General features: G+C 73.4%; 18 protein-coding genes and 1 tRNA gene. 13 read left to right on the top strand and 6 right to left on the bottom strand.

What is annotated here, in order from left to right; genetic code table 11:
• Nucleotides 1-72 precede the first annotated feature (72 nt).
• A complete protein-coding gene (locus HCN08_RS20280) occupies nt 73-702 on the bottom strand; it encodes an ANTAR domain-containing response regulator (RefSeq protein ID WP_167984590.1) in 630 nt (209 codons plus the stop codon).
• 159 nt (nt 703-861) lie between these two features.
• Here HCN08_RS20280 and HCN08_RS20275 point away from each other — a divergent pair.
• Nucleotides 862-934 (top strand) — tRNA-Leu (locus HCN08_RS20275).
• Nucleotides 935-1,044: 110 nt separating this feature from the next.
• Nucleotides 1,045-1,794, top strand: a complete 750-nt coding sequence (locus HCN08_RS20270; protein ID WP_167984571.1) for a helix-turn-helix domain-containing protein — start codon at nt 1,045-1,047, stop codon at nt 1,792-1,794.
• A 10-nt stretch (nt 1,795-1,804) separates the two neighbouring features.
• On the opposite strand, the gene HCN08_RS20265 is transcribed toward HCN08_RS20270, so the two are convergent.
• Together HCN08_RS20265 and HCN08_RS20260 are read right to left on the bottom strand one after the other, a co-directional pair.
• Nucleotides 1,805-2,278, bottom strand: a complete 474-nt coding sequence (locus HCN08_RS20265; protein WP_167984570.1) for a PaaI family thioesterase — start codon at nt 2,276-2,278, stop codon at nt 1,805-1,807.
• A 132-nt stretch (nt 2,279-2,410) separates the two neighbouring features.
• Nucleotides 2,411-4,726 (bottom strand): FdhF/YdeP family oxidoreductase, encoded by a 2,316-nt coding sequence (locus HCN08_RS20260; protein WP_167984569.1) that lies wholly within the window; start codon nt 4,724-4,726, stop codon nt 2,411-2,413.
• 136 nt (nt 4,727-4,862) lie between these two features.
• Here HCN08_RS20260 and polA point away from each other — a divergent pair, with 136 nt between their 5' ends.
• Nucleotides 4,863-7,532: a DNA polymerase I gene (polA, locus tag HCN08_RS20255; protein ID WP_167984589.1), complete on the top strand. Its 2,670-nt coding sequence runs from the start codon at nt 4,863-4,865 to the stop codon at nt 7,530-7,532.
• Nucleotides 7,533-7,768: 236 nt separating this feature from the next.
• Nucleotides 7,769-9,016: a lytic transglycosylase domain-containing protein gene (locus tag HCN08_RS20250; RefSeq protein WP_167984568.1), complete on the top strand. Its 1,248-nt coding sequence runs from the start codon at nt 7,769-7,771 to the stop codon at nt 9,014-9,016.
• A 40-nt stretch (nt 9,017-9,056) separates the two neighbouring features.
• On the opposite strand, the gene HCN08_RS20245 is transcribed toward HCN08_RS20250, so the two are convergent.
• Together HCN08_RS20245 and HCN08_RS20240 are read right to left on the bottom strand one after the other, a co-directional pair.
• Nucleotides 9,057-11,666, bottom strand: a complete 2,610-nt coding sequence (locus tag HCN08_RS20245; protein WP_206319012.1) for an ATP-dependent RNA helicase — start codon at nt 11,664-11,666, stop codon at nt 9,057-9,059.
• A 157-nt stretch (nt 11,667-11,823) separates the two neighbouring features.
• Entirely contained in the window at nt 11,824-12,654 is an 831-nt protein-coding gene (locus HCN08_RS20240) for a class I SAM-dependent methyltransferase (protein ID WP_167984566.1), read from the bottom strand.
• Nucleotides 12,655-12,941: 287 nt separating this feature from the next.
• Between HCN08_RS20240 and rpsA the strand changes: the two genes are divergently transcribed.
• The 4 genes from rpsA (at nt 12,942) to HCN08_RS20220 (ending at nt 16,700) form a co-directional block, all read left to right on the top strand.
• Nucleotides 12,942-14,444, top strand: a complete 1,503-nt coding sequence (gene rpsA, locus HCN08_RS20235; RefSeq protein WP_167984565.1) for a 30S ribosomal protein S1 — start codon at nt 12,942-12,944, stop codon at nt 14,442-14,444.
• Nucleotides 14,445-14,592: 148 nt separating this feature from the next.
• A complete protein-coding gene (locus HCN08_RS20230) occupies nt 14,593-15,531 on the top strand; it encodes a proteasome assembly chaperone family protein (RefSeq protein WP_167984564.1) in 939 nt (312 codons plus the stop codon).
• A 50-nt stretch (nt 15,532-15,581) separates the two neighbouring features.
• A complete protein-coding gene (gene coaE, locus HCN08_RS20225; protein ID WP_167984563.1) occupies nt 15,582-16,199 on the top strand; it encodes a dephospho-CoA kinase in 618 nt (205 codons plus the stop codon).
• A 138-nt stretch (nt 16,200-16,337) separates the two neighbouring features.
• Nucleotides 16,338-16,700 (top strand): tetratricopeptide repeat protein, encoded by a 363-nt coding sequence (locus HCN08_RS20220; protein WP_167984562.1) that lies wholly within the window; start codon nt 16,338-16,340, stop codon nt 16,698-16,700.
• Nucleotides 16,701-16,722: 22 nt separating this feature from the next.
• On the opposite strand, the gene HCN08_RS20215 is transcribed toward HCN08_RS20220, so the two are convergent.
• On the bottom strand, nt 16,723-17,253 hold the full coding sequence (locus HCN08_RS20215; protein WP_167984561.1) for a methylated-DNA--[protein]-cysteine S-methyltransferase: 531 nt from the start codon (nt 17,251-17,253) through the stop codon (nt 16,723-16,725).
• A gap of 88 nt (nt 17,254-17,341) precedes the next feature.
• Here HCN08_RS20215 and uvrB point away from each other — a divergent pair, with 88 nt between their 5' ends.
• The 5 genes from uvrB (at nt 17,342) to HCN08_RS20190 (ending at nt 24,582) form a co-directional block, all read left to right on the top strand.
• Nucleotides 17,342-19,444 (top strand): excinuclease ABC subunit UvrB, encoded by a 2,103-nt coding sequence (gene uvrB / locus HCN08_RS20210; protein ID WP_167984560.1) that lies wholly within the window; start codon nt 17,342-17,344, stop codon nt 19,442-19,444.
• Between the two features lie 175 nt (nt 19,445-19,619).
• A complete protein-coding gene (locus tag HCN08_RS20205) occupies nt 19,620-20,198 on the top strand; it encodes a TerD family protein (protein WP_167984559.1) in 579 nt (192 codons plus the stop codon).
• Nucleotides 20,199-20,274: 76 nt separating this feature from the next.
• Complete coding sequence (locus HCN08_RS20200) at nt 20,275-22,305, top strand: TerD family protein (protein WP_167984558.1); 2,031 nt, start codon at nt 20,275-20,277, stop codon at nt 22,303-22,305.
• 105 nt (nt 22,306-22,410) lie between these two features.
• Nucleotides 22,411-23,430, top strand: a complete 1,020-nt coding sequence (locus tag HCN08_RS20195) for a TerC family protein (RefSeq protein WP_167984557.1) — start codon at nt 22,411-22,413, stop codon at nt 23,428-23,430.
• 114 nt (nt 23,431-23,544) lie between these two features.
• The gene (locus tag HCN08_RS20190; protein ID WP_167984556.1) at nt 23,545-24,582 is read left to right on the top strand and encodes a cytochrome c oxidase assembly protein; all 1,038 of its coding nucleotides are present in this window, start codon (nt 23,545-23,547) and stop codon (nt 24,580-24,582) included.
• The last annotated feature ends 1 nt before the right edge of the window (nt 24,583 follow it).

The raw sequence follows: 24,583 nt of genomic DNA, 5'->3' as shown, positions 1-24,583 counted from the left end.
CCTTCCGGGGGCGGCCCCTTCCGTACCGGCACCGTGCGGCACCAGTGCGGCGCCCGTGCGGCGCCGGGCGGGCTACTCGCCCGCGACCTCCTCGATCACGGCCTGCGCGACCGCCTGCATCGACATCCGGCGGTCCATCGACGTCTTCTGGATCCACCGGAACGCCGCCGGCTCCGTCAGCCCGTACTTCGTCTGCAGCACGCTCTTGGCCCGGTCCACCAGCTTGCGCGTCTCCAGCCGCTGCGACAGGTCCGCGATCTCCGCCTCCAGCGCCCGCAGCTCCTGGAACCGGCTCACCGCCATCTCGATCGCCGGCACCAGGTCGCTCTTGCTGAACGGCTTGACCAGATACGCCATCGCGCCCGCGTCCCTGGCCCGCTCCACCAGCTCGCGCTGCGAGAACGCGGTCAGCATCAGCACCGGCGCGAGCTTCTCGCCCGCGATCCGCTCCGCGGCGGAGATCCCGTCCAGCACCGGCATCTTCACGTCCAGGATCACCAGGTCCGGCCGGTGCTCCTCGGCGAGCTTGACCGCCGCCTCACCGTCCCCCGCCTCGCCGACGACCGCGTAGCCCTCCTCCTCCAGCATCTCCTTGAGGTCCAGCCGGATCAGCGCCTCGTCCTCGGCGATGACGACCCGGGTGGTCTGCGGAGGTACGTGCGACGGTGCGTCGGCCTGCTGCGCAGACCGCTCGTCGGGCATGTCGTTCGGCTCGCCGGACTGCGCGGCGGACTGCTCGGCGGACTCGTCGGGGGCGCTCACGGTGCTCCTCGGTTCAGGCGGGGGGCTGCTACTAGAGCCTATCCGGCTCCGCTAAGGTTGGACCACGGAGCCCCGCCACGGGCCTCCGTTTCGAAGGAAGCCCCGGTAGCCCAGCGGAAGAGGCAGTGCTCTCAAACAGCATCCAGCGTGGGTTCGAATCCCACCCGGGGTACTTGACCTTCGAATCGAAGTGAAAAGCTTCCTTTCGCAAGATCACTGCACGGAGTGAATCCTCGGCTGATCGCTCGCCCGCAGTCGAGGCGATCACCGATCCTCGGTCGTATGTACGACCTCGCGACCCGTCAGCGGGCTCTTGCGCTCCTTGCCGAAGGCCGCAGCCTCAACGCCACCAGCCGCGCCACCGGCATCTCCCGCGCGGCCATCCGCGGTTGGGCCGCCCGCGGACCCGAGCCGTCCGGCACCCGCACCAGGCCGCTGGTCACCGACGGCCCCGCGTACCCCTACCTGCTCGGCCTCTACCTGGGCGACGGCTGCCTCAGCCGCAACCGCCACGGCGTGTACGCCCTGCGGATCGCCTGCGCCGGCTCCTGGCCCGGCCTCATCGACGCGTGCGAGGACGCCATCCGCGCCGTCCGCCCCGGCGGAGCCGTCTGCCGCGTCCGGCAGCAGGGCTGCGTCCAGGTCACCTCGTGCAGCAAGCAGTGGCCGCTCGTCTTCCCCCAGCACGGCCCCGGGCGCAAGCACGAGCGCCGTATCGTGCTGGAGGCGTGGCAGCAGGAGGCCGTCGCGGCGCACCCGTGGGAGTTCATCCGCGGACTGGTCCACTCCGACGGCTGCCGGATCACCAACTGGACGGTCAGGACGGTCGGCGGCGTGCCCAAGCGCTACGAGTATCCGCGGTATTTCTTCAGCAACGTCTCCGCCGACATCTGCGCGCTCTTCTGCCGGACACTCGACGCCGTCGGTGTGGAGTGGAAGGCCGCGGGCGGCGGCGGACGGCCGTACAGCATCTCCGTCGCCCGGCGGGCCGCCGTGGAGCTCATGGATCGGTATGTGGGGCCCAAGCGCTGAGCCCCGGGCCTCAGGCGGTGGCTGCGGGGGCGGCGGGGCGGAGCATGCAGGTGAGGCGGGCGGTGCAGACGCGTTTGCCGGACTCGTCGTCGGTGATGACGACCTCGTAGGTCGCCGAGGAGCGGCCCCGGTGCACGGGGGTCGCCGTGCCGGTGACGAGGCCGGAGCGCATGCCGCGGTGGTGCGTGGCGTTGAGGTCGACGCCGACGGTGATCTTGCTGGGCCCGCCGTGCAGCATCGCCCCGACCGAGCCCAGCGTCTCCGCGAGCACCGCGGAGGCGCCGCCGTGCAGCAGCCCGTACGGCTGGGTGTTGCCCTCGACCGGCATCGTGCCGACGACCTTGTCCGGGGACGCCTCCAGGATCCGGATGCCCATGCGCTCGCCGAGGTGGCCGGCGGAGAAGAGCGCCTGGAGGTCGATGCCGAGCCCGGCGTACTGCTCCAGGATCTCCTGCGGGAAACGGGTGCTGGTCTGCTCGCCCATAGACGTCGGCTCCGATCGGCCTCGGTGGCTCACCACTGGTCGCTGCTCGCTGGCCGCCGCGCGCACCGGGCGCACCGGGCGTACTCGGTGTAGCGGACAGCTTTCTGCTGACTTTCTACCGCACGCCCACCCTCAGCCCGCCGCCGGGCCGGGGACGGGGCCGGAACCGGGGGCGTGGCCGGTCCGCTCCAGGCGGATGACGACCGACTTCGACGCGGGTGTGTTGCTGGTGGCGGCGGTGTGGTCCAGCGGGATCAGCACGTTCGTCTCGGGGTAGTAGGCCGCCGCGCAGCCGCGCGGGGTCGGGTAGTGGATGACCCGGAAGCCTTCCGCGCGGCGTTCGGAGCCGTCGGTCCACTCGCTGACGAGGTCGGTGTAGTCGCCGTCGGCGAGCCCGGCCGCGGCGGCGTCGTCGGCGTGCACGAGCACCACCCGGCGCCCGCCCTTGATGCCGCGGTAGCGGTCGTCGAGGCCGTAGATGGTGGTGTTGTACTGGTCGTGCGAGCGCAGCGTCTGGAGCAGCAGCCGGCCTTCGGGCACATGCGGGTATTCGACGGGCGCGGCGGTGAAGTTGGCCTTGCCGGTGGCGGTGGGGAAGGTGCGCGAGTCGCGTGGGCCGTGCGGCAGCGTGAAGCCGCCGGGGCGGCGCACCTTGGTGTTGAAGTCGTCGAAGCCGGGGACGACGCGGGCGATGCGGTCGCGTATGAGGTCGTAGTCCTGTGCGAAGTCCGCCCAGGGCACGGTGCTGCGGTGGCCGAGGACGGCGCGGGCGAGCCGGCAGACGATGGCCGGCTCGGAGAGCAGCTGCGGTGCGGCGGGGGGCAGTTTGCCGCGGGAGGCGTGGACCATGCCCATGGAGTCCTCGACGGTGACGAACTGCTCGCCGGTGGCCTGGACGTCCTTCTCGGTGCGGCCGAGGGTGGGCAGGATCAGGGCGCGGGCGCCGGTGACGACGTGTGAGCGGTTGAGCTTGGTCGAGACGTGCACGGTGAGCCGGGCGCGGCGCATCGCGGCCTCGGTGACGTCGGTGTCGGGGGCGGCGGCGACGAAGTTGCCGCCCATGGCGAAGAAGACCTTGGCGTCGCCGTCGCGCAGGGCGCGGATGGCGCGGACGACGTCCAGGCCGTGCTCGCGGGGCGGTTCGAAGCCGAACTCCTTGCGCAGGGCGTCGAGGAAGGCGGCGGGCGGCCGTTCGAAGATGCCCATGGTGCGGTCGCCCTGCACATTGCTGTGGCCGCGCACCGGGCACACGCCGGCGCCGGGGCGGCCGACATTGCCGCGCAGCAGCAGGAAGTTGACGACTTCGCGGATGGTGGGCACGGAGTGCTTGTGCTGGGTGAGGCCCATGGCCCAGCACACGACGACGCTTTTCGCGTCGAGCACCATGGTGTGCAGTTTCTCGATGTCGGCGCGGTCCAGGCCGGTCGCGCGCAGCGTCTCGTCCCAGTCGGCGGTGCGGGCGGCGGCCCGGTAGTCGGCGAAGCCGTGGGTGTGCTCGGCGATGAAGTCGTGGTCGAGGGCGTCGGCCTCGATGAGGAGCCGGCCCAGCGCCCGGAAGAGCGCCTGGTCGCCGCCGAGCCGTACCGGCAGGAAGAGGTCGGTGAGCGGGGTGCCGCCGCCGGCGAGGCCGGCTGCGGTCTGGGGGTTGCGGAAGCGTTCCAGGCCGGCTTCGGGCAGCGGGTTGACGGTGACGATCCGCGCGCCGCCGCGCTTGGCCTTTTCCAGGGCGGAGAGCATCCGCGGGTGGTTGGTGCCGGGGTTCTGGCCGGCGACGATGATCAGCTCGGCGCGGTGGAGGTCGTCGAGGAGCACGCTGCCCTTGCCGACGCCGAGGGTTTCGGTGAGGGCGGAGCCGGACGACTCGTGGCACATGTTGGAGCAGTCGGGCAGGTTGTTGGTGCCGAACTCGCGGGCGAAGAGCTGGAAGAGGAAGGCGGCTTCGTTGCTGGTGCGGCCGGAGGTATAGAAGACGGCCTCGTCGGGGGAGTCCAGTTCGTGCAGTTCGGCGGCGATCAGCTCGAAGGCCCGCTCCCAGGGGACGGCCTCGTACCGCTCGGCGCCTTCGGGCAGGTACATCGGCTGGGTGATCCTGCCCTGCTGCCCGAGCCAGTAGCCGCTGCGGCGGGCGAGGTCGGCGACGGGGTGCGCGGCGAAGAAGTCGGGGGTGACCCGGCGCAGGGTCGCCTCCTCGGCGACGGCCTTGGCGCCGTTCTCGCAGAATTCGAAGGTGTGCCGGTGCTCGGGCTCGGGCCATGCGCATCCGGGGCAGTCGAAGCCGTCCTTCTGGTTGACCTTGAGCAGGGTGAGCGCGGCCCGCCGGGCGCCCATCTGCGCCCCGGCGACGGCCATGGTGTGCCCGACGGCGGGCAGCCCTGCGGCGGCCTTCTTCGGCGCGCCGACACGCGGCGCGTCCTGGACGGGGTCGCTCGCGGGAGCTTTCTTCGCCATGGAGGGATCGTAGGACGGGCGGTGCGTGCGGCGCAGGGGCGGGGAGCGGGGGAATCCGGGATTGTCGGTGCTCCGTGGGAGGATCGCTTTCGTGGCAACGAACGCATCGCAGACGAAGACCGACCGACCCCGCCTGATGCTGCTGGACGGGCACTCGCTGGCGTACCGGGCGTTCTACGCGCTGCCCGTGGAGAATTTCAGCACCGCCACGGGGCAGCCGACGAACGCGATCTACGGCTTCACGTCCATGCTGTCGAACACGCTGCGTGACGAGCAGCCGACGCATCTGGCGGTGGCCTTCGACGTCTCGCGCAAGACGTGGCGTTTCGACGAGTATCCGGAGTACAAGGCGACGCGGACGAAGACGCCCGACGAGTTCCGCAGCCAGGTGGAGCTGATCGGCGAGCTGCTGGACGCGATGAACGTGAGCCGGTTCGCCGTCGAGGGGTACGAGGCGGACGACATCATCGCCACGCTCGCCACGCAGGCCGAGGAGCTCGGCTACGAGGTGCTGATCGTCACCGGGGACCGGGATGCGTTCCAGCTGGTCAGCGAGCATGTGACGGTGCTGTATCCGACCAAGGGCGTCTCGGAGCTGACGCGCTACACCCCGGAGAAGGTCGAGGAGCGCTACGGGCTGACCCCGCGGCAGTATCCGGACTTCGCGGCGCTGCGCGGCGACCCGTCGGACAATCTGCCGGGCATCCCGGGGGTGGGGGAGAAGACCGCCGCCAAGTGGATCATGCAGTTCGGGTCGTTCGCCGAGCTGGTCGAGCGGGTCGACGAGGTCAAGGGCAAGGCGGGGGAGAATCTGCGGGCCCATCTGGAGGCGGTCAAGCTCAACCGGCGGCTGACGGAGATGGTCAGGGACGTCGAGCTGCCGCTGCGCCCCGAGGGCCTGGAGCGCACGCCGTACGACCGGCTGGCGCTGACCGGGGTGCTGGATGTGCTGGAGTTCCGCAACGCGAACTTCCGGGAGCGGCTGTTCGCCGCGGACCCGGGGGCCGAGGAGGCGGAGCCGGAGGTCGCCGAGGGCGTCGCGGTGGACGGTACGGTGCTGGCGGCGGGCGATCTGCCGGACTGGCTGGCGGGGCACCGCGGCGAGCCGGTGGGCCTGGCCAGCGTGGACACCTGGGCGCTGGGGTCGGGCAGCGTGACGCAGATCGCGCTGGCGACGGCGGAGGATGCCGCGTGGTTCGACCCGGCGCAGCTGGACGAGACCGACGAGCGGGCGTTCGCCGACTGGCTGGCCGACCCCGACCGGCCCCTGGTGCTGCACAACGCCAAGAACGTGGCGCGGGTCTTCGCCGAGCACGGCTGGAGTGTCGCGGGCGTGACGATGGACACCGCGCTGGCCGCGTATCTGATCAAGCCGGGCCGCCGGTCCTTCGCCCTGGACGTGCTGTCGGTGGAGTATCTGGGCCGCGAGCTCGCGCCGGTGGGTTCCGGTGACGGCCAGCTGGCCTTCGGGGACGACGGGGACGAGGAGGGCGCGGCGGCGGCCGGCGCGCTGATGGTGCAGGCCCGTACGGTCCTGGATCTCGGCGAGGTCTTCGGGGAGCGGCTGCCCGAGGTCGGCGCGGCCGAGCTGCTGCACGACCTGGAGCTGCCGACGTCGGCGCTGCTGGCGCGGATGGAGCGGGCCGGGATCTCCGCGGACCGGGACCATCTGGCGGGCCTGGAGGAGCAGTTCGCGGCGGCGGTGGAGCATGCGACGCGGGAGGCGCACGCCTCGGTGGGCCACGAGTTCAACCTGGGCTCGCCCAAGCAGCTGCAGGAGGTGCTGTTCGGCGAGCTGGGCCTGCCCAAGACGAAGAAGACGAAGACGGGTTACACGACGGACGCCGACGCGCTGGCGTGGCTGGCGGCGCAGACCGAGCACGAGCTGCCGGTCATCATGCTGCGGCACCGGGAGCAGGCCAAGCTGCGGGTGACGGTCGAGGGCCTGGTCAAGTCGATCGCGCCGGACGGGCGGATCCACACCACCTTCAGCCAGATCGTCGCCGCGACCGGCCGGCTGTCGTCCACGGACCCCAACTTGCAGAACGTGCCGGTGCGTACGGACGAGGGCCGGGCGATCCGCCGCGGCTTCGTCGTCGGCGAGGGGTACGAGTCGCTGCTGACGGCCGACTACAGCCAGATCGAGCTGCGGGTGATGGCCCATCTGTCGCAGGACGAGGGCCTGATCGCGGCGTTCACCTCCGGCGAGGACCTGCACACCACGGTGGGCTCGCAGGTCTTCGGTGTGGGCCGGGAGTCGGTCGACGCGGAGATGCGCCGCAAGATCAAGGCGATGTCGTACGGCCTGGCGTACGGCCTGTCGGCGTTCGGGCTGTCGCAGCAGCTGGCGATCGAGGCGGCCGAGGCGCGGGCGCTGATGGAGACGTACTTCGAGCGGTTCGGCGGGGTGCGGGAGTATCTGCACCGGGTGGTGGAGGAGGCGCGCGGCACGGGTTATACGGAGACGCTGCTGGGCCGCCGCCGCTATCTGCCGGACCTGGTGAGCGACAACCGGCAGCGCCGGGAGATGGCCGAGCGGATGGCGCTCAACGCGCCGATCCAGGGGTCGGCCGCCGACATCGTCAAGCTCGCGATGCTGCGGGTGGACGAGGCGCTGGCGAAGGAGAAGCTGAACTCCCGGATGCTGCTCCAGGTGCACGACGAGATCGTGCTGGAGGTCGCCCCGGGGGAGCGCGAGGCGGTGGAGGAGCTGGTGCGGCGCGAGATGGCCGGCGCGTATCCGCTGCGGGCGCCGCTGGACGTGTCGGTGGGGGTCGGCCCCGACTGGGAGTCGGCCGCGCACTGAGCGCCGCGGGGGTGAGCCCCGCGGGGGCCTGGGGGGCGGCGTCCGGTGGCGCCGCAGGGCCGGCGACCCCCGGGTGACCGGCAGGGAAACACCCGGCGTTGAGCGTGCGACGGCGCCCGTTTGCGCACATTTTGAGTATGTCCGTACGGTGGTCCCTCATGGCAAGTTGCCGTAGGGTCGGTCGAGTTGTGGCGCCGGGAACGGCGCAACTCTCGCACCTGGGAGGGGACCGCCCTATGGCAGTGCGGCGTTACGGCCGAAGGCTTCGCAGGGGAGCGGCGGGCACGGCGGTGGCCGCCGCGGCGATGGCGGCGCTCAGCGCGTCCCAGGCACCGGGCTTCTTCCCGGTCGCCCACGCCGCCGCCGAGCAGCCCGACCGTCCGGCGGTGGCACCGCCGCCGGGGCAGGCCATCGACGGTGACACGCCCTACATCACCGACCTGCCGCCGCTGAACACCCCGACCGGGCCGCCGCTGGCGACGCCCACCCCGGGGGCGCCCACCGTGGACCTGCCGAGCGGCACCGGCCTGCCCGCGACGGTGCTGGCCGCGTACCAGCGCGCCGAGGCGTCCGTCGCGCAGAGCAACCCCGGCTGCCATCTGCCGTGGCAACTGCTCGCCGCCATCGGCCAGGTGGAGTCCGGCCAGGCCCGGCACGGCGCGGTCGACGCGAACGGCACGACGTACACCCCGATCCTCGGGCCGGTCCTCAACGGCAACGGGTACGCGGCGATCAGCGACACCGACGGTGGCCGCTACGACGGCGACCCGGTGTACGACCGGGCGGTCGGGCCCATGCAGTTCATCCCCTCCACGTGGGAGAACTGGGGCGCGGACGGCAACGGCGACGGGGTCGCCGACCCCAACAACGTCTACGACGCCGCGCTGGCCGCCGCCCACTACCTGTGCGCGGACGGCCGCGACCTCGCCGTGCCCGCCGACATGGACCGGGCGATCCTCGGCTACAACCACTCGCAGGCGTATCTGACGCTGGTACGGGCCTGGTACGAGCACTTCCTGCAGGGCGGCGCCGTGTCCGTCCCCGACAGCCCCGGTACGCCCGGCTCCGGCGATCCGGCGACGTCGCCGACCGGCACGCCGTCGCCGTCGCCCACCGCGCCGGGCACCGCCTCGCCGACGCCCACGCCGAGCGGCTCGACATCGCCGACCGGTACGCCCACGGGCACGCCGACGACGCCGGCCGGCACGCCGACGACCAGCGCGCCCGGCACCCCGACCGGCGACCCGACGACCTCGCCGACCGGCGACCCCACGGACCCGCCGACCGAGCCCGGCTGCGACCCGACGCCGACGCCCACGCCGACCGACACCGCTACCGCCACCCCGACGCCGGACCCGACGGACACGGGCACGCCCGAGCCGTGCGGCACCGGCACGCCGGACCCGACGCAGACCCCTACGGCCGCGCCGTCCGCGTCCCCGTCGGCCACCGAGGCGCAGACCGAGGCGGCCACGAACCCCTGACGCCGCCGCGCCGACGCCCGCCGGGCCGCCCCGCCGAGGGTCAGCCCCGGCGGGCGTTGACGCGCCGGGTCGGCTCGGCGGTCGCCGGGTCCTCCGGCCACGGGTGCCGCGGATAGCGGCCCCGCAGCTCGGCGCGCACCGCCCGGTAGCCCTCCCGCCAGAACGACGCCAGGTCCGCGGTCACCGCGGCCGGGCGCCCCGCGGGCGACAGCAGATGCACCAGCACCGGCATGCCCGCCACCCGCGGGGTGTCCGCGAGCCCGAACAACTCCTGGAGCTTGACGGCGAGTACGGGCTGCTCACCGGAGTAGTCCAGCCGCACCCGCGAGCCGCTGGGCACCTCGACCCGCTCCGGGGCCAGCCGGTCGAACCGCGACGCCTCACCCGACGCCCACGGCAGCAGCCGCGGCAGCGCGCCCCCGGCGTCGATCCGCTCCAGGTCCGCCCGGCGCCGGGCCGCCGCCAGCTCCGGGCCCAGCCAGCGCTCGGCCTGCTCCAGCAGCGCGCCCTCGGCGACATCCGGCCACGGCTCGCCCAGCACCCGGCGCACGAACGCCATCCGCTGCCGCAGCGCCACCGCCTCCCGGCTCCACCGCAGCAGGCCGGTGCCCTCCGCCGCGAGCCCGTCCAGCAGCGCGGCCCGCAGCGCCGCCGGGTCCGGCGACCGCAGCGGTACGGAGCCCAGCTCCACCGCCCCCAGCCGCTCCACCCGCCGGGCCACCACATCCCCCTGCGCCCAGCGCACCTCCCCGTACGCCTCCAGCACCCCGCCCGCCGCCGCCCGCGCGGTCTGCTCGTCCACCACCGCCGCCAGCCGCACCCGCGCCGCCGCCCGCCCCACGCCCCGGTCGGCCACCGCGACCGCGACCCACTCGGCCCCGCCCAGCGCGTCCCCGACGTCCGCGGCCGTCCCGGACACCATCAGATACCCGCCCTGCCCCCGCCGCCGCGCCACCCGCTCCGGAAACGCCAACGCCACGACCAGCCCGGCGACCTCGTCATCACCGAGCACCCCACCGCGCCCGCCGGCCGCCCGCCCGGACGGCGACGGCCCGCCCCTGGGGCTGCCGTCCGAGGCCAACGGTCCGCTGACACGGCCTTCCGCCTCCCGCGCGCGGCCACCCCGCAGCACGGCTGCGTCCCGCGCCGCCGCGCCCGCGCCGGCCGCCCCGCCCTCCGCCCCCAGCGCCGCCTCAAGCCGCCGGGCCTCCGTGCGCCAGCGGGTGGTGTACGCGTCGTCCGTACGGCGGGCGGTGTGCCAGGCGGCAGCCAGGTCCTGGCCGTAGGACGCGGGGAGCTCCTCCGAGAGCAGGGCCGTGACCTCGGCGGCGCGCCGGGCGCCGGTGTGCGGGGCGGCGTCCAGGAGGGCGCGGGCCAGCCGGGGGTGCAGGCCGAGGCGGACCAGCCGGCGGCCCCGGTCGGTGGCCCGGCCGGCGGCGTCCACCGCGCCCAGGGTGTGCAGCAGCGCCCGGGCGGCGGACATCGCGCCGGGCGGCGGCGGGTCGAGCAGCGCCAGGCCCGACGCGTCCGGCTCGCCCCAGCAGGCGGCCTGCAGGGCGAAGCCGGTGAGGTCGGCCAGCGCGATCTCCGGCTCGGGCTGCCGGGCCAGCCGCTCGTGCTCGGCCTCGGCCCAGCAGCGGTAGACCCGGCCCGGCGCCTCCCGCCCCGCGCGCCCGGCCCGCTGCTCGGCGGCGGCCCGCGACACCCGCACCGTGGTGAGCGCCCCGAGGCCGCGCGCATGGTCGGTGCGCGGCTCACGCGCGAGCCCCGCGTCCACCACCGCCCGCACCCCCGGCACGGTCAGGCTCGACTCGGCCACCGACGTCGCCAGCAGCACCCGGCGCCGCTCGCCCGGCGCGAGCGCCGCCTCCTGGACGGCCGCGGGCGCCCGCCCGTGCAGCTGGAGGACGTCCACGCCGAGCCCGCCGAGCCGGCCGGCCACCCGGGCGATCTCCCCGGCGCCGGGCAGGAAGCACAGCACGTCGCCGTCCGTCTCGCCCAGCGCCCGCCGCACCACCGCCGCGACATGGTCCAGCAGCGCCGGGTCCACGCTCATCCCGTGGGCCGGGCGCACCGGGCGCGGCGGCGGCGCCCACGTCACGGCGACCGGGTGCAGCACGCCCGCCGCCGCGACCACGGGCGCGCCGCCCAGCAGCGCGGACCACGCGGCGGTGTCGGTCGTCGCCGAGGCCGCGACCAGCCGCAGCTCGGGCCGCAGCGCCGCCCGTACGTCCAGCAGGAAGGCCATCGCGGTGTCGGCGTCCAGGTGCCGCTCATGGCATTCGTCGAGGACGACCGTGCCGACGCCGGCCAGCTCCGGGTCGCGCTGCAACCGCTGGAGCAGCACACCGGTCGTGACGACCTCCACCGCGGTCGCCGCGGACACCTTGCGCTCGCCGCGCACGGTGAAGCCGACCGTGCCGCCGACCCGCTCGCCCAGCAGCCACGCCATCCGCCGGGCCGCGGCCCGTGCCGCCATCCGCCGCGGCTCGGCGACCAGCACCCGGCCGGTCCCCGCCGCCGCGGCCGTACGGGCCAGCTCCAGCGGTACGAGCGTGGTCTTGCCCGTCCCCGGCGGCGCGGCCAGCACCGCGCACCCGCCCGCCGCGAGCACCCCCAGCAGCTCCGGCACCACCGCCCCGACCGGCAGCCGCGCCCCCTCGGCCCGTACGACGAACCGCCCGCCGGGCCCCGCGGCCGTACGCCCGTCCCGCGCACCCCCGCCGCCGGACGCCCCGCCCCCGCGCGCCGCGCCGCCCCCGCCCGCACGCCCGCTCACCGGCGCGACCCGCGGCGCACGCGCACGCTCACTCGGCCACGCACACGAAGACCGCCGTGCCCGGCAGCAGCCGGCCGCGCAGCGGCGACCAGCCGCCCCACTCCTGCTCGTTCCACGCCGGCCACTCCGGCTCGACCAGGTCCACCAGCCGCAGCCCCGCCGCCGCGATCTCCCGGACCCGGTCGCCCAGCGTGCGGTGGTGCTCGACGTAGACGGCCAGGCCCCGCTCGTCCTGCTCGACGTACGGCGTGCGGTCGAAGTACGACGACACCGCCGTCAGCCCCTCCTCGCCCGGCTCGTCGGGGAAGGCCCAGCGCACCGGGTGGGTGACGGAGAAGACCCAGCGGCCCCCCGGCCGCAGCACCCGGCGGACCTCGCGGTGCACCCGCGCGGTGTCGGCGACGAAGGGCAGCGCCCCGTACGCGGAGCACGCCAGGTCGAAGGAGGCGTCGGCGAACGGCAGGAAACCGGCGTCGGCCTGCACGAGCGGCAGCGCCGCCGCCCCGCCCGCCGCACGGGCCTCCTCGTCGAGGCGCCGGGCGTGCTGGAGCTGCCGCCGCGACAGGTCCAGCGCCACCGGCAGCGCGCCCCGCGCGGCCAGCCAGCGCGAGCACTGCGCGGCGCCCGCGCCGATCTCCAGCACCGAGCGCCCCTTGAGCTCCGCGGCCGGCCCCAGCAGCCCGGCGTCCGCCTCGTCCAGCCCCTCGGGGCCCCACACGAAGCGGTCGTCGCCGAGGAAGCCGCCGTGCTCGCGCTGGTAGTCGTCCGCGTTGCGGTCCCACCACCCCCGGTTGGCCCGGCTGCTCTCCGTGATCCCGGCCTTGCGCCGGGTCGCCTCTGGTTCAGGTCCTTGGATCATCGCGGCAGTCGTCGTACTCTCTGAAAAGACCTGCGGTCGGGGGACTTGCGCCGGTTCGGGCCGTTACGCGCCCAGGTACGGTCTTCGTGCATTGACCCTGCCCGGCTGCCCCCGTATGCTACAAGTTGCGCTGCTAGCCTGCGCGCCTCAGACGGAGCAGGCCACGCTCGACACTGCCGGACACTTCCGGGCCCTCTCGCAGGGCCCTCCGGAGCCATGGCAGGACGAAAAAGGCTTCGGCGTAGCATTACCTACGACTTACTGTCCGTACCGGAGTCCTTTCCCTAATGACGAGCAGCACCGAGGCCCCTCGTACCACCACTCCGCAGGTGGCGGTCAACGACATCGGCAACGAGGAAGCCTTCCTCGCCGCGATCGACGAGACGATCAAGTACTTCAACGACGGCGACATCGTCGACGGCGTCATCGTGAAGGTCGACCGGGACGAGGTCCTGCTCGACATCGGTTACAAGACCGAAGGTGTCATCCCCTCCCGCGAGCTGTCCATCAAGCACGACGTCGACCCCAACGAGGTCGTCGCCGTGGGCGATGAGATCGAGGCCCTTGTCCTCCAGAAGGAGGACAAGGAAGGCCGCCTGATCCTCTCGAAGAAGCGCGCCCAGTACGAGCGCGCCTGGGGCACCATCGAGAAGATCAAGGAAGAGGACGGCATCGTCACCGGTACCGTCATCGAGGTCGTCAAGGGCGGCCTCATCCTCGACATCGGCCTGCGCGGCTTCCTGCCCGCGTCGCTCGTCGAGATGCGGCGCGTGCGCGACCTCCAGCCGTACGTCGGCAAGGAGCTCGAGGCGAAGATCATCGAGCTGGACAAGAACCGCAACAACGTGGTCCTGTCCCGCCGCGCCTGGCTGGAGCAGACCCAGAGCGAGGTCCGCCAGACCTTCCTCACCACCCTGCAGAAGGGCCAGGTGCGCTCCGGCGTCGTCTCCTCCATCGTCAACTTCGGTGCGTTCGTGGACCTCGGCGGTGTCGACGGCCTGGTGCACGTCTCGGAGCTGTCCTGGAAGCACATCGACCACCCCTCCGAGGTCGTCGAGGTCGGCCAGGAGGTCACGGTCGAGGTCCTGGACGTCGACATGGACCGCGAGCGCGTGTCCCTGTCGCTGAAGGCGACCCAGGAAGACCCGTGGCAGCAGTTCGCCCGCACCCACCAGATCGGGCAGGTCGTGCCCGGCAAGGTCACCAAGCTTGTCCCGTTCGGCGCGTTCGTCCGCGTCGACGAGGGCATCGAGGGCCTGGTCCACATCTCCGAGCTGGCCGAGCGCCACGTGGAGATCCCGGAGCAGGTCGTCCAGGTCAACGACGAGATCTTCGTCAAGGTCATCGACATCGACCTGGAGCGCCGCCGTATCTCGCTGTCGCTCAAGCAGGCCAACGAGTCCTTCGGCGCCGACCCGGCCTCGGTCGACTTCGACCCGACGCTGTACGGCATGGCCGCCTCGTACGACGAGCAGGGCAACTACATCTACCCCGAGGGCTTCGACCCCGAGACCAACGACTGGCTCGAGGGGTACGACAAGCAGCGCGAGGAGTGGGAGGCCCAGTACGCCACGGCCCAGGCCCGCTTCGAGCAGCACCAGGCGCAGGTCATCAAGTCCCGCGAGGCCGACGAGCAGGCGGCTGCCGAGGCCGGCAGCACCGCTGCCGCGTCCGGCGGTGCGGGCACCGGCGGTTCGTACTCCTCGGAGTCGGACGACAACTCCGGTGCGCTGGCCTCCGACGAGGCGCTCGCGGCGCTGCGCGAGAAGCTGGCCGGCGGCCAGAGCTGACGCCACGCCCCGCGGCTGGTTCCCCAGCCGGTGCGGCCGTCGCGGCCCCGTACCCCTTCCGGGGGGTGCGGGGCCGCACCCGTTGCGGGCGGGAATGGCGGGCACGGGTTGTTCGTTGTGGTGACAGATAACGAGGAGGACGATCATCGTGCTGGATCCGCAAGGGCTGTACGAGTACGTACCGGGCGGGGCCGAGGCCGTGGACGAGGCGGTCGGGGACACCGGGCCGGTGCTGCTCTACCACTTCGAGGGGTTCATGGACGCCGGCGAGACCGGTGAACAGATCAGCCAGCAGCTGCTCGACCGGCTCGACAACCAGCTCATCGCGCGCTTCGACGCCGACCGCCTGGTGGACTACCGGGCCCGCCGGCCGCTGATGACCTTCGAGCGCGACCACTGGTCGGAGTACGAGGCGCCCGCCATCGACCTCTACCTGGTCCGCGACACCACCGGCACCCCGTTCCTGCTGCTCACCGGCGCCGAGCCGGACGTGGAGTGGGAGCGCTTCGCCACCGCCGTGCTCCAGGTCATCGAGCGGCTCGGGGTCCGGATCGCCATCAACTTCCACGGCATCCCCATGGGCGTGCCGCACACTCGCCCGGTCGGCCTCACCCCGCACGGCAACCGGGTGGACCTGATGCCCGGTCACCGCGCCTGGTTCGACGTGGCGCAGGTCCCCGGCAGCGCCTCGGCGCTCATCGAGCTGCGGCTCGCCGAGGCCGGGCGGGACGTACTGGGCGTCGCCGCGCACGTCCCGCACTACCTGGCCCGCTCCCCGTATCCGGACGCGGCGCTCGCCGTGCTGGAGGCGGTCACCGCGGCGACCGGCCTGGTGCTGCCCGAGATCGCCCACGCGTTGCGCAACGAGGCGCACACCGTGCGGGTCGAGATCGACCGCCAGGTCGCCGAGGGCGACGGCGAGCTGGTCTCGGTGGTGCGCGGCCTGGAGAGCCAGTACGACGCCGTCGCCGGCATGGGCAACCGCGACAACCTGATCGCCGAGCCCGTCGACCTGCCCTCGGCCGACGACCTCGCGGCGGAGTTCGAGCGCTTCCTCGCCGACCGCGAGGACGACGGCGGGCGCTGACCGGCCTGCCCCGCGCGGGCCCGGCCCGCCCCCTCGGTAGGCTGGCCGGCATGCTGACAGTGGGGCTGACCGGCGGCATCGGGGCCGGCAAGAGCGAGGTGGCACGGCTCCTGGCGTCCTACGGGGCGGTCCTGGTCGACTCCGACCGGATCGCCCGCGAGGTCGTCGCACCCGGCACGGAAGGGCTCGCGAAGGTCGTCGCCGAGTTCGGGCCGGGCGTGCTCGCACCCGACGGGTCGCTCGACCGGCCCAAGCTCGGCGCGATCGTCTTCGCCGACGAGGAGCGCCGCCGGGCCCTCAACGCGATCGTGCACCCGCTGGTCGGGGCCCGGTCCGCCGAGCTCCAGCGGGCCGCGGGCCCCGACGACATCGTGGTCCACGACGTGCCGCTGCTCACCGAGAACGGCCTGGCCCCCTACTACGACCTCGTCGTCGTGGTCGACGCCGCCCCGGACAGCCAGCTGGACCGGCTGGTGCGGCTGCGCGGCATGACCGAGGACGAGGCGCGCTCCCGGATGGCCGCGCAGGCCCGCCGGGAGGAGCGGCTGGCCATCGCCGACCTCGTCCTCCACAACGACGGGACGGTGGAGGAGCTGCGCGAGCAGGTCGCGGCGGTGTGGCGGGAGCTGAAGGCCCGGCAGGACGGCACGCAGCCCGCCTCCGGCTAGCACGCGGAGCCCCGGGGGCCCGGCGGGGCCCCGCCCGCCGGGCGGCGGCCGGCGCGGGAATGCGGTTGCGGGGCGCCGCGTTGGGTATGTCTGACCGGACGATAATTCGTCCCCGTGCCCGAAGTCAGGGAGGCGGACTTGCCCGAGCGCAGCCCGGAAACCCATGTGATCGACTTCCGCGCCGCCGAGCAGCTGCTGGCGGCGCGCGACCCGCGCGGCGCCGTCAAGCTCCTCGACCCGCTGATCGCCGCGCACCCGGAGAACACCGCGGCGCGGCTGCTGCGCGCCCGCGCGTTCTTCCTCGCCGCGCAGCTGCGGCCCGCCGAACTGGAGTTCCAGGTCGTCCTGGAGCGCGAGCCCGACAACGCGTTCGCGCACTTCGCCCTGGGCCGCACCCTGGAGCGCGCCGACCGGGCCGACGAGGCCAAGCGCCACTTCCGCCTCGCCGCCGCCCTCGACCCGCGCCCCGACTACGTCGCGGCTGCCCGCTTCGACTCCTAGCGGCCCAGCCGGTACCGGTGCCTCAGAACAGCGGGGCCGGGAGTACGCCCTCCAGCGCCAGCAGGGACCGCTTGATCTCCAGGCCGCCGCCGAAGCCGCCTATGCCGCCGCCGCTCTCGACCACCCGGTGGCAGGGCACGACCACCGGCAGCGGATTGGCCCCCATCGCGGCGCCGACCGCCCGCGCGGCGTCCGGCTCGCCGACCCGGTCGGCCAGGTCCTGGTAGCCGACCACCGTGCCGTACGGCACACCCGCGGCGAGCTCGCGCAGCACCCGCCGCTGGAAGCCGGTCACCAGCGACCAGTCCAGGTCCACGTCGAAATCCTTCAGCTCCCCGGCGAAATACGCCTCCAGCTGAACCGCCAGCGGCGCGAGCGGCCCGGCGTCGCGCACCGGCTCGCAGCCCAGCCGGCGCCCGACGGCCGCGACCGTACGCGCGGCCGTGCCCGGATCGGCCCGGAAGCCCACCAGGACCAGGCCCTGCTCCCCGGTCACCAGCAGCAGCGGCCCGATCGGCGCGTCGTACACCGTCCATGCAGCGCTCGTCGTCATACCCGAAAGCGTAGGGGCAGGGTACGACAGTCCCGGCCCGATCCCGGGTCCCGGCCGATTGTCGGTGGGTGGTCGTACCGTGGAGACCATGCGGCCCGTTTCAGACATCGAACGCAGTGTGGCGCCCTTCCAGGTCGTCAGCCCCTACCAGCCCAGCGGTGACCAGCCCGCGGCCATCGACGAGCTGGAGCGCCGGATCACCGCCGGCGAGCAGGACGTGGTGCTGCTCGGCGCGACCGGCACCGGCAAGTCCGCCACGACTGCCTGGATGATCGAGCGGCTCCAGCGCCCCACCCTGGTGATGGCCCCCAACAAGACCCTCGCCGCTCAGCTCGCCAACGAGTTCCGCGAGCTGCTGCCGAACAACGCGGTCGAGTATTTCGTCTCGTACTACGACTACTACCAGCCGGAGGCGTACGTCCCGCAGACGGACACCTACATCGAGAAGGACTCCTCGATCAACGAGGAGGTCGAACGGCTCCGCCACTCCGCCACCAGCTCCCTGCTGACCAGGCGGGACGTGGTCGTGGTCGCCTCCGTCTCGTGCATCTACGGCCTGGGCACCCCGCAGGAGTACGTCGACCGGATGGTGCGGCTGCGGGTCGGCGAGGAGATCGACCGCGACCGGCTGCTGCGCCGCTTCGTCGACGTGCAGTACACGCGCAACGACATGGCGTTCACCCGCGGCACCTTCCGGGTGCGCGGCGACACCATCGAGATCTTCCCGGTCTACGAGCAGCTCGCCGTCCGCATCGAGATGTTCGGCGACGAGATCGAGGCGCTCTACACCCTGCACCCCCTCACCGGCGAGGTCATCACCGAGGACCAGGAGATCTACGTCTTCCCCGCCACGCACTACGTCGCCGGCCCCGAGCGCATGGAGCGCGCCATCACCGGCATCGAGAAGGAGCTGGAGGAGCAGCTCGCCGTGATGGAGAAGCAGGGCAAGCTGCTGGAGGCCCAGCGGCTGCGGATGCGCACCACGTACGACATCGAGATGATGCGGCAGATCGGCACGTGCTCCGGCATCGAGAACTACTCGCGGCACATCGACGGCCGTGAGCAGGGCAGCGCCCCCGACACCCTGATCGACTACTTCCCGGAGGACTTCCTCCTGGTCATCGACGAGTCGCATGTCACCGTGCCGCAGATCGGCGCGATGTACGAGGGCGACGCGTCCCGCAAGCGCACCCTGGTCGACCACGGCTTCCGGCTGCCGTCCGCGCTGGACAACCGGCCGCTGAAGTGGGAGGAGTTCCTGAAGCGGGTCGGCCAGACGGTGTATCTGTCGGCGACCCCGGGGACGTACGAGATGTCCCGCGCCAAGGACGGCGTGGTCGAGCAGATCATCCGGCCGACCGGCCTGGTCGACCCGGAGGTCGTCGTCAAGCCCACCGAGGGCCAGATCGACGACCTGGTGCACGAGATCCGGCTGCGCACCGAGCGCGACGAGCGCGTGCTGGTGACCACGCTGACCAAGAAGATGGCCGAGGACCTGACGGACTACCTGCTGGAGCTCGGCATCCAGGTCCGCTACCTGCACAGCGACATCGACACCCTGCGCCGCGTCGAGCTGCTCCAGGAGCTGCGGGCCGGCGAGTACGACGTGCTGGTCGGCATCAACCTGCTGCGCGAGGGCCTGGACCTGCCCGAGGTGTCGCTGGTGGCGATCCTCGACGCGGACAAGGAGGGCTTCCTGCGCTCGGGCACCTCGCTGATCCAGACCATCGGCCGCGCCGCCCGTAACGTGTCGGGCCAGGTGCACATGTACGCCGACCGGATCACGCCGGGCATGGAGCGGGCCATCGACGAGACCAACCGGCGCCGCGCCAAGCAGATCGCGTACAACACCGAGCGCGGGGTCGATCCGCAGCCGCTGCGCAAGAAGATCGCCGGCATCCTGGACTCCTTCGCCCGTGAGGACGCCGACACCGACGAGCTGCTGGGCTCCGGGCGGCAGCGCTCCCGCGGCAAGGCGCCGGTGCCGGGCCTGTCCGGCAGCAGGAGCGCCGGCAAGCGCCCCGCCGGGGCGCTGCCCGCCGAGGAACTGGCCGACCTCATCGGCGAGCTGACCGACCAGATGCATGCTGCCGCGGCCGAGCTGCAGTTCGAGGTCGCCGCCCGGATCCGGGACGAACTGGGTGACCTGAAGAAGGAGTTGCGGCAGATGCGGGACGCCGGGGCGGCGTGAGCGAGGCATGAGCAGGGTGTGACGGGGGCCGGCCGGGCGGGGGCCCGGCCGGGGCGCGGGCGGGAATCGCAGCGGCAAGTAAGCCGGGACGAACCGGGATACGGTCGGCTCGCGTCTTGTTAGGGTGCGGGGCAACAACCGCACACATCAAGTGACGGGTGAGAGGGGCAAGCGCGTGACGGTCAACATGACCAAGGGCCAGAAGATCAGCCTGAGCAAGTCCGACGGGGGCTCGCTGACGGCAGTCAGGATGGGACTCGGCTGGCAGGCGGCTCCGCGGCGCGGCCTGTTCGGAAGCCGGACCCGGGAGATCGACCTCGACGCGTCGGCGGTGCTCTTCGCCGACAAGCAGCCGGTCGACGTGGTGTTCTTCCGCCACCTCACCAGTGACGACGGCTCGGTCCGGCACACCGGTGACAACCTGGTCGGCGGGGTCGGCCAGGGCGGCGACGACGAGTCGATCATCGTGGACCTGACGAGGGTCCCGGTGCATGTCGACCAGATCGTCTTCACCGTCAACTCCTTCACCGGCCAGACGTTCGCCGAGGTGCAGAACGCGTTCTGCCGGCTGGTGGACGAGACCAACGGCCAGGAGCTGGCCCGCTACACCCTCACCGGCGGCGGCGCGTACACCGCGCAGATCATGGCGAAGGTGCAGCGCGGGCAGGGCGGTTGGACGATGACGGCGATCGGCACGCCGGCCAACGGGCGGACCTTCCAGGACCTGATCCCGGCGATACTGCCCGCTCTCTGATCCGACGGAGCGCCGGGCAGGGCAGGCAGTAGGCGCACACAGCTCATCACACAACAGGAAGACGGGGGCGGCGGTCATGACGGCCGAACTGGTCCGCGGGCAGAACCATCCCCTGCCCGGCAACCGGTTGGAGATCCGGGTGTCGGCGGGCACACCGGTGGTGGCCGCGGTCACCCTCGGGGACGAGGCGGGCCGGGTCGTGGCGGACGGGCCCTGGCTCGCCCACCCCGGCGAGCCGCATCTGGTGGGGGTCGAGGTGCCGCGGCAGGCAGCCGCGGAGCACCGGCTCGCCGTCGACCTCGCGGCGATGCCGCCCGCGGTGCACCGGGTGCACGTCCTGCTCGCCCTGCCCGGCGCCGGCGCCCGCCCCGGCGCCCCCGCCGACTTCGGCGCCGCCCCCGCCCCGCACCTCGCGGTCACCACGCCGGACGGCACCGCGATCGCCGGCTTCACCATCACCGGCCTCAGCGCGGAGACCGCCCTGCTGGCGGTCGAGCTCTACCGCCGCCAGTCCGCCTGGAAGGTCCGCGCGGTGGGCCAGGGCTACCAGGGCGGCCTCCCCGCCCTCTTCCTCGACCAGGGCGTCCCCGACGCAACCGAGGCCGCCACCGCCATCCACACCGCCGCCCACCACGAACAATCCCGCTCCATCCCCGCGCCTGCCCCCGTGCCTCCCCGCAGCCCTGCGCCGGGCGGACGCCCGAGCCCCGGCGCCGCGGGCCCGCGGGACGGCGCGCCGGCGCCGGGCAGCCCGGGCGCCGCACACGGGGGAGCGATTGCCCCCGCGTCGGGCGCCGCGGCCGGCCGCGGCGGCGCAGAGAGCCGCGGGGGAGCGATCCCGCCGGCGCCGTCCGGCGCGGGATCCGCGGGCGGCACTCCTCCGGCCGGCGGTGGGGTGGACTACCGGCATCCCCGGCGGCACAGCTCGCCGCCGCCCGCAGGGCAGGGCGCGGTGCCGCCTGCACAGCCACCCGCAGGGCAGGCAACGCCCGCTCAAGCGCCGCAGGCGCGTGGGCCGGTCGCCGGGGACGCGGCCGGGGGGTCGATGGAGGAGCGGTTGTACAACCAGGTCTGGGGGATGTTCGAGGACCTGGCGCGGACGGTCGCGGCGTACCGGAGTGCCGCGGACTTCGCGGAGTCGCGGTTCGAGCAGGAGCTGGACCGGCTGCTCGCGGACCCGCGCACGCGGGGCGGGCCCGCGGCCGAGGCGGCCCGGGAGGAGGCGCAGGCGCGGCAGGCGGCGCTGGTGGACCAGGCCAGGCTGGTGCTGGACCGGGACCTGGCGCAGCTCGCCGCCGAGGCGGAGGTCGTGGACCCGGCGCTGCCGCCGGAGTTCGCCGGCTGGGAGAACCCGGCGTGGCACGCCTACCGCGTACCGGACACGCTGCCGCTGGCGGTGCGGCTCGGCAGCCTGAGCCTGCCGGAGGCGCCGGAGCTGCGGATACCGCTGCTGTCCCGGCTGCCGCTGGAGCGCGGCCTGTGGGTGGACAGCGCCGAGCACCGCCGCGCCGCGATGGACACCGCGGTCGCGGTCGCCGCCCGGCTGCTCGCCTCGCACCCGGTGGGCACCTTCGCGGTGCACGCCCTGGACCCGGCGGGCTCCGGCGCCGCCGCCTTCGCCCCGCTGTACGCCGGCGGCGCCCTCGTGCTGCCGCCGCCCGCCGCGGGCATGGCGGGCGTCAGCGGGCTGCTGACCCGGCTCACCGAGCGGGTGGACCTGATCCAGATGGCCCGCCGCGGCGGCGTCGCCGACGACCTGCCGCCCGGCTTCGACACCGCCGAGCAGCTGCTGATCGTCAACGAGTTCCCGTACGGCTTCGACGACCGCTCGGTCAACCAGCTGCGCTACCTCGCCGACGAGGGCCCCTCCGCGGGCGTGCACCTGCTGCTCGTGGCCGACCGCGAGGACGCCGCCGCCTACGGCCCGGTGCTTGACCCGCTGTGGCGTTCGCTGCTGCGGCTCACCCCGCTGCCCAGCGATCACCTGTGCGACCCGTGGGTCGGCCACGCGTGGACGTACGAGCCGCCGACCGTGCCGCCGGGCAGCCGCGTCCTCACCGACGTCCTCGGCCGGCTCGCCGCCGCCCGCCCCGCCTTCGGTCCCTGACCTGCGCACTTGAGGAGCGCTTTACTCTTTCTTGGTTATTCGTGTACGGTTCTTTGACGTGCTGCTATCGACGTATGCGCGGCATTCCATCCCGTCGGAGGACCTGTGGACGTCTCCCTCGCCCTCTGGGTGCTGACCATCGCCGGCCTGATCGCACTGATCGGCGCCGACTTCCTGATCGGCCGGACACCGCACGATGTTTCCCTGCGCGAGGCGGGCCTGTGGACCGCCGTCTGGGTGGTGCTCGCCGGACTCTTCGGCCTCGGCCTGCTGCTCTTCTCCGGCGGCCAGCCGGCCGGCGAGTTCTTCGCCGGCTACATCACCGAGAAATCCCTCAGCGTCGACAACCTCTTCGTCTTCGTGCTGATCATGGGCAAATTCGCGGTGCCCTCGCACTACCAGCAGCGCGTCCTGCTGGTCGGCGTGCTCATCGCCCTGGTGCTGCGCGCGGTCTTCATCGCCGCCGGCGCCACCCTGGTCGCCAGCTTCTCCTGGGTCTTCTTCCTCTTCGGCGGCTTCCTCATCTGGACCGCCTGGAAGCTGGTCAAGGAGGCCCGCAGCGAGCCCGAGGAGGAGGAGTTCGAGGAGAACCGGCTGCTGAAGGCGGTCGAGAAGCGGGTGCCGGCGACCGACCGCTACCACGGCACCCGGCTGGTCATCACCGAGAACGGCAAGCGCCTCATCACGCCGATGCTCATCGTGATGCTCGCGATCGGCACCACCGACGTGCTGTTCGCCCTGGACTCGATCCCGGCGATCTTCGGCCTGACCCAGGACCCGTACATCGTCTTCACCGCCAACGCCTTCGCCCTCATGGGTCTGCGGCAGCTGTACTTCCTGATCGGCGGGCTGCTGAAGAAGCTGGTCCACCTGTCCTACGGGCTGTCGGTGATCCTCGGCTTCATCGGCGTGAAGCTGGTGCTGCACGCGCTGCACGAGACCGGCGTCCACGTCCCCGAGATCTCCGTCCCCGTCTCGCTCGGCGTCATCGTCGCCGTCCTCGCCGTCACCACGGCCACCAGCCTGCTGGCCTCCCGCCGCACCGCCCGCGCCGCCGCCGAGCAGGCCGCCGGCCAGGGCGCCGACACGCCGTCCGCCTCGTCCGACCAGCACATAGGGGCCTGACCGCCCCCTGCGCGCCGCCCGCCGCCGCCCGGGGTCTACCGTGGCCCCGGTGGCGGGCGGCGAAAGCGCCGTCCCGCCCGGGTACGACAGTGACGGCGGCGGAAAGGCGCGGATGTGGCGAGCTCCCAGGCCCTCCCGGAGCTGACCGGGGCACGCTACCTGGACGCCTGGCAGCTCGACGGCGTCGCGCTCGCCGTCGTCGTGCTGCTCGGCGCCGGCTACGCCTACGGGGTGCGCCGCAAGCTGCGGGCCGGCGGCGGCTGGCCGCTGTGGCGCACCGCCGCCTTCTACGTCCTCGGCCTCGGCACCCTGGTCGTCGCCACGATGTCGTCGCTGGCCGTCTACGACCGGGTGCTCTTCTGGCCCGCGGCCGTGCAGAACATCCTGCTCGACCTGTTCGCACCGCTCGGCCTGGCCCTCGGCGACCCGCTGGGCCTGGCCGACCCGCGCGGCCGGCTGCACCGCGCCTTCTCCTCCCGGGCCGTGCGGGCGCTCACCTACCCGCTGGTCAGCTCGCTGCTGGTGCTCGCCTCCGAGCTGACGATTTACTTCACGCCCTACTTCGCCACCGCACTCGGCAACCCGGCGGTGCGGCAGCTGATGCATCTGCAACTGCTGCTGACCGGCTCGCTGTTCGTGCTGCCCATGCTCAGCCGGCAGGAGCTGCTGCCGCGCTGGTGCACCCATCCGGTGCGGGCCGCGCTGGTCTTCCTCGACGGCCTGTTCGACTCGGTCCCCGGCATCGTCGTGATGACCAGCGGCACGCTCGTCGCCGGCCACTGGTACGGCTCCCACCCGCGCACCTGGGGCCCGAGCCTGCACCGCGACCAGATGCTCGGCGGCGGCCTCATGCTCACCCTCGCCGAGCTCGTCGGGCTGCCGTTCATCCTGCTGGTCTTCCTCGAATGGTGGCGCGCCGAACGCCTCAAAACCGCCGAGCTCGACGCCCGCCTCGACCGCGAGGCCGCCCTCGCCGCGTCCGAGACCGCGGCCTCCGCCGCCCCCGCCGCGCAGGCCGCCCGCAAGCCCGCCGCCGGCCGGGAAGACCCCGCCCCCGCCGTGCCGGCGCCCGCCGCCGTGCCCGAGATGACCCGCCCCTGGTGGGAGACCGACCAGGGCGAGATCGGCGAGCGCTTCCGCCGCACCCGCTGAA

The organism is Actinacidiphila epipremni (assembly GCF_012034175.1).
Lineage (GTDB): Bacteria > Actinomycetota > Actinomycetes > Streptomycetales > Streptomycetaceae > Actinacidiphila > Actinacidiphila epipremni.
Note: the sequence above shows the minus strand (reverse complement) of the source record. Positions and strands in the feature narration are given on the sequence as shown.

Coding starts and splice junctions, on each gene's coding strand:
- HCN08_RS20280 (WP_167984590.1), bottom strand. CDS start 702: ATGCCCGACGAGCGGTCTGCGCAGCAGGCCGACGCACCGTCGCACGTA.
- HCN08_RS20270 (WP_167984571.1), top strand. CDS start 1,045: ATGTACGACCTCGCGACCCGTCAGCGGGCTCTTGCGCTCCTTGCCGAA.
- HCN08_RS20265 (WP_167984570.1), bottom strand. CDS start 2,278: ATGGGCGAGCAGACCAGCACCCGTTTCCCGCAGGAGATCCTGGAGCAG.
- HCN08_RS20260 (WP_167984569.1), bottom strand. CDS start 4,726: ATGGCGAAGAAAGCTCCCGCGAGCGACCCCGTCCAGGACGCGCCGCGT.
- polA (WP_167984589.1), top strand. CDS start 4,863: ATGCTGCTGGACGGGCACTCGCTGGCGTACCGGGCGTTCTACGCGCTG.
- HCN08_RS20250 (WP_167984568.1), top strand. CDS start 7,769: ATGGCAGTGCGGCGTTACGGCCGAAGGCTTCGCAGGGGAGCGGCGGGC.
- HCN08_RS20240 (WP_167984566.1), bottom strand. CDS start 12,654: ATGATCCAAGGACCTGAACCAGAGGCGACCCGGCGCAAGGCCGGGATC.
- rpsA (WP_167984565.1), top strand. CDS start 12,942: ATGACGAGCAGCACCGAGGCCCCTCGTACCACCACTCCGCAGGTGGCG.
- coaE (WP_167984563.1), top strand. CDS start 15,582: ATGCTGACAGTGGGGCTGACCGGCGGCATCGGGGCCGGCAAGAGCGAG.
- HCN08_RS20215 (WP_167984561.1), bottom strand. CDS start 17,253: ATGACGACGAGCGCTGCATGGACGGTGTACGACGCGCCGATCGGGCCG.
- uvrB (WP_167984560.1), top strand. CDS start 17,342: ATGCGGCCCGTTTCAGACATCGAACGCAGTGTGGCGCCCTTCCAGGTC.
- HCN08_RS20200 (WP_167984558.1), top strand. CDS start 20,275: ATGACGGCCGAACTGGTCCGCGGGCAGAACCATCCCCTGCCCGGCAAC.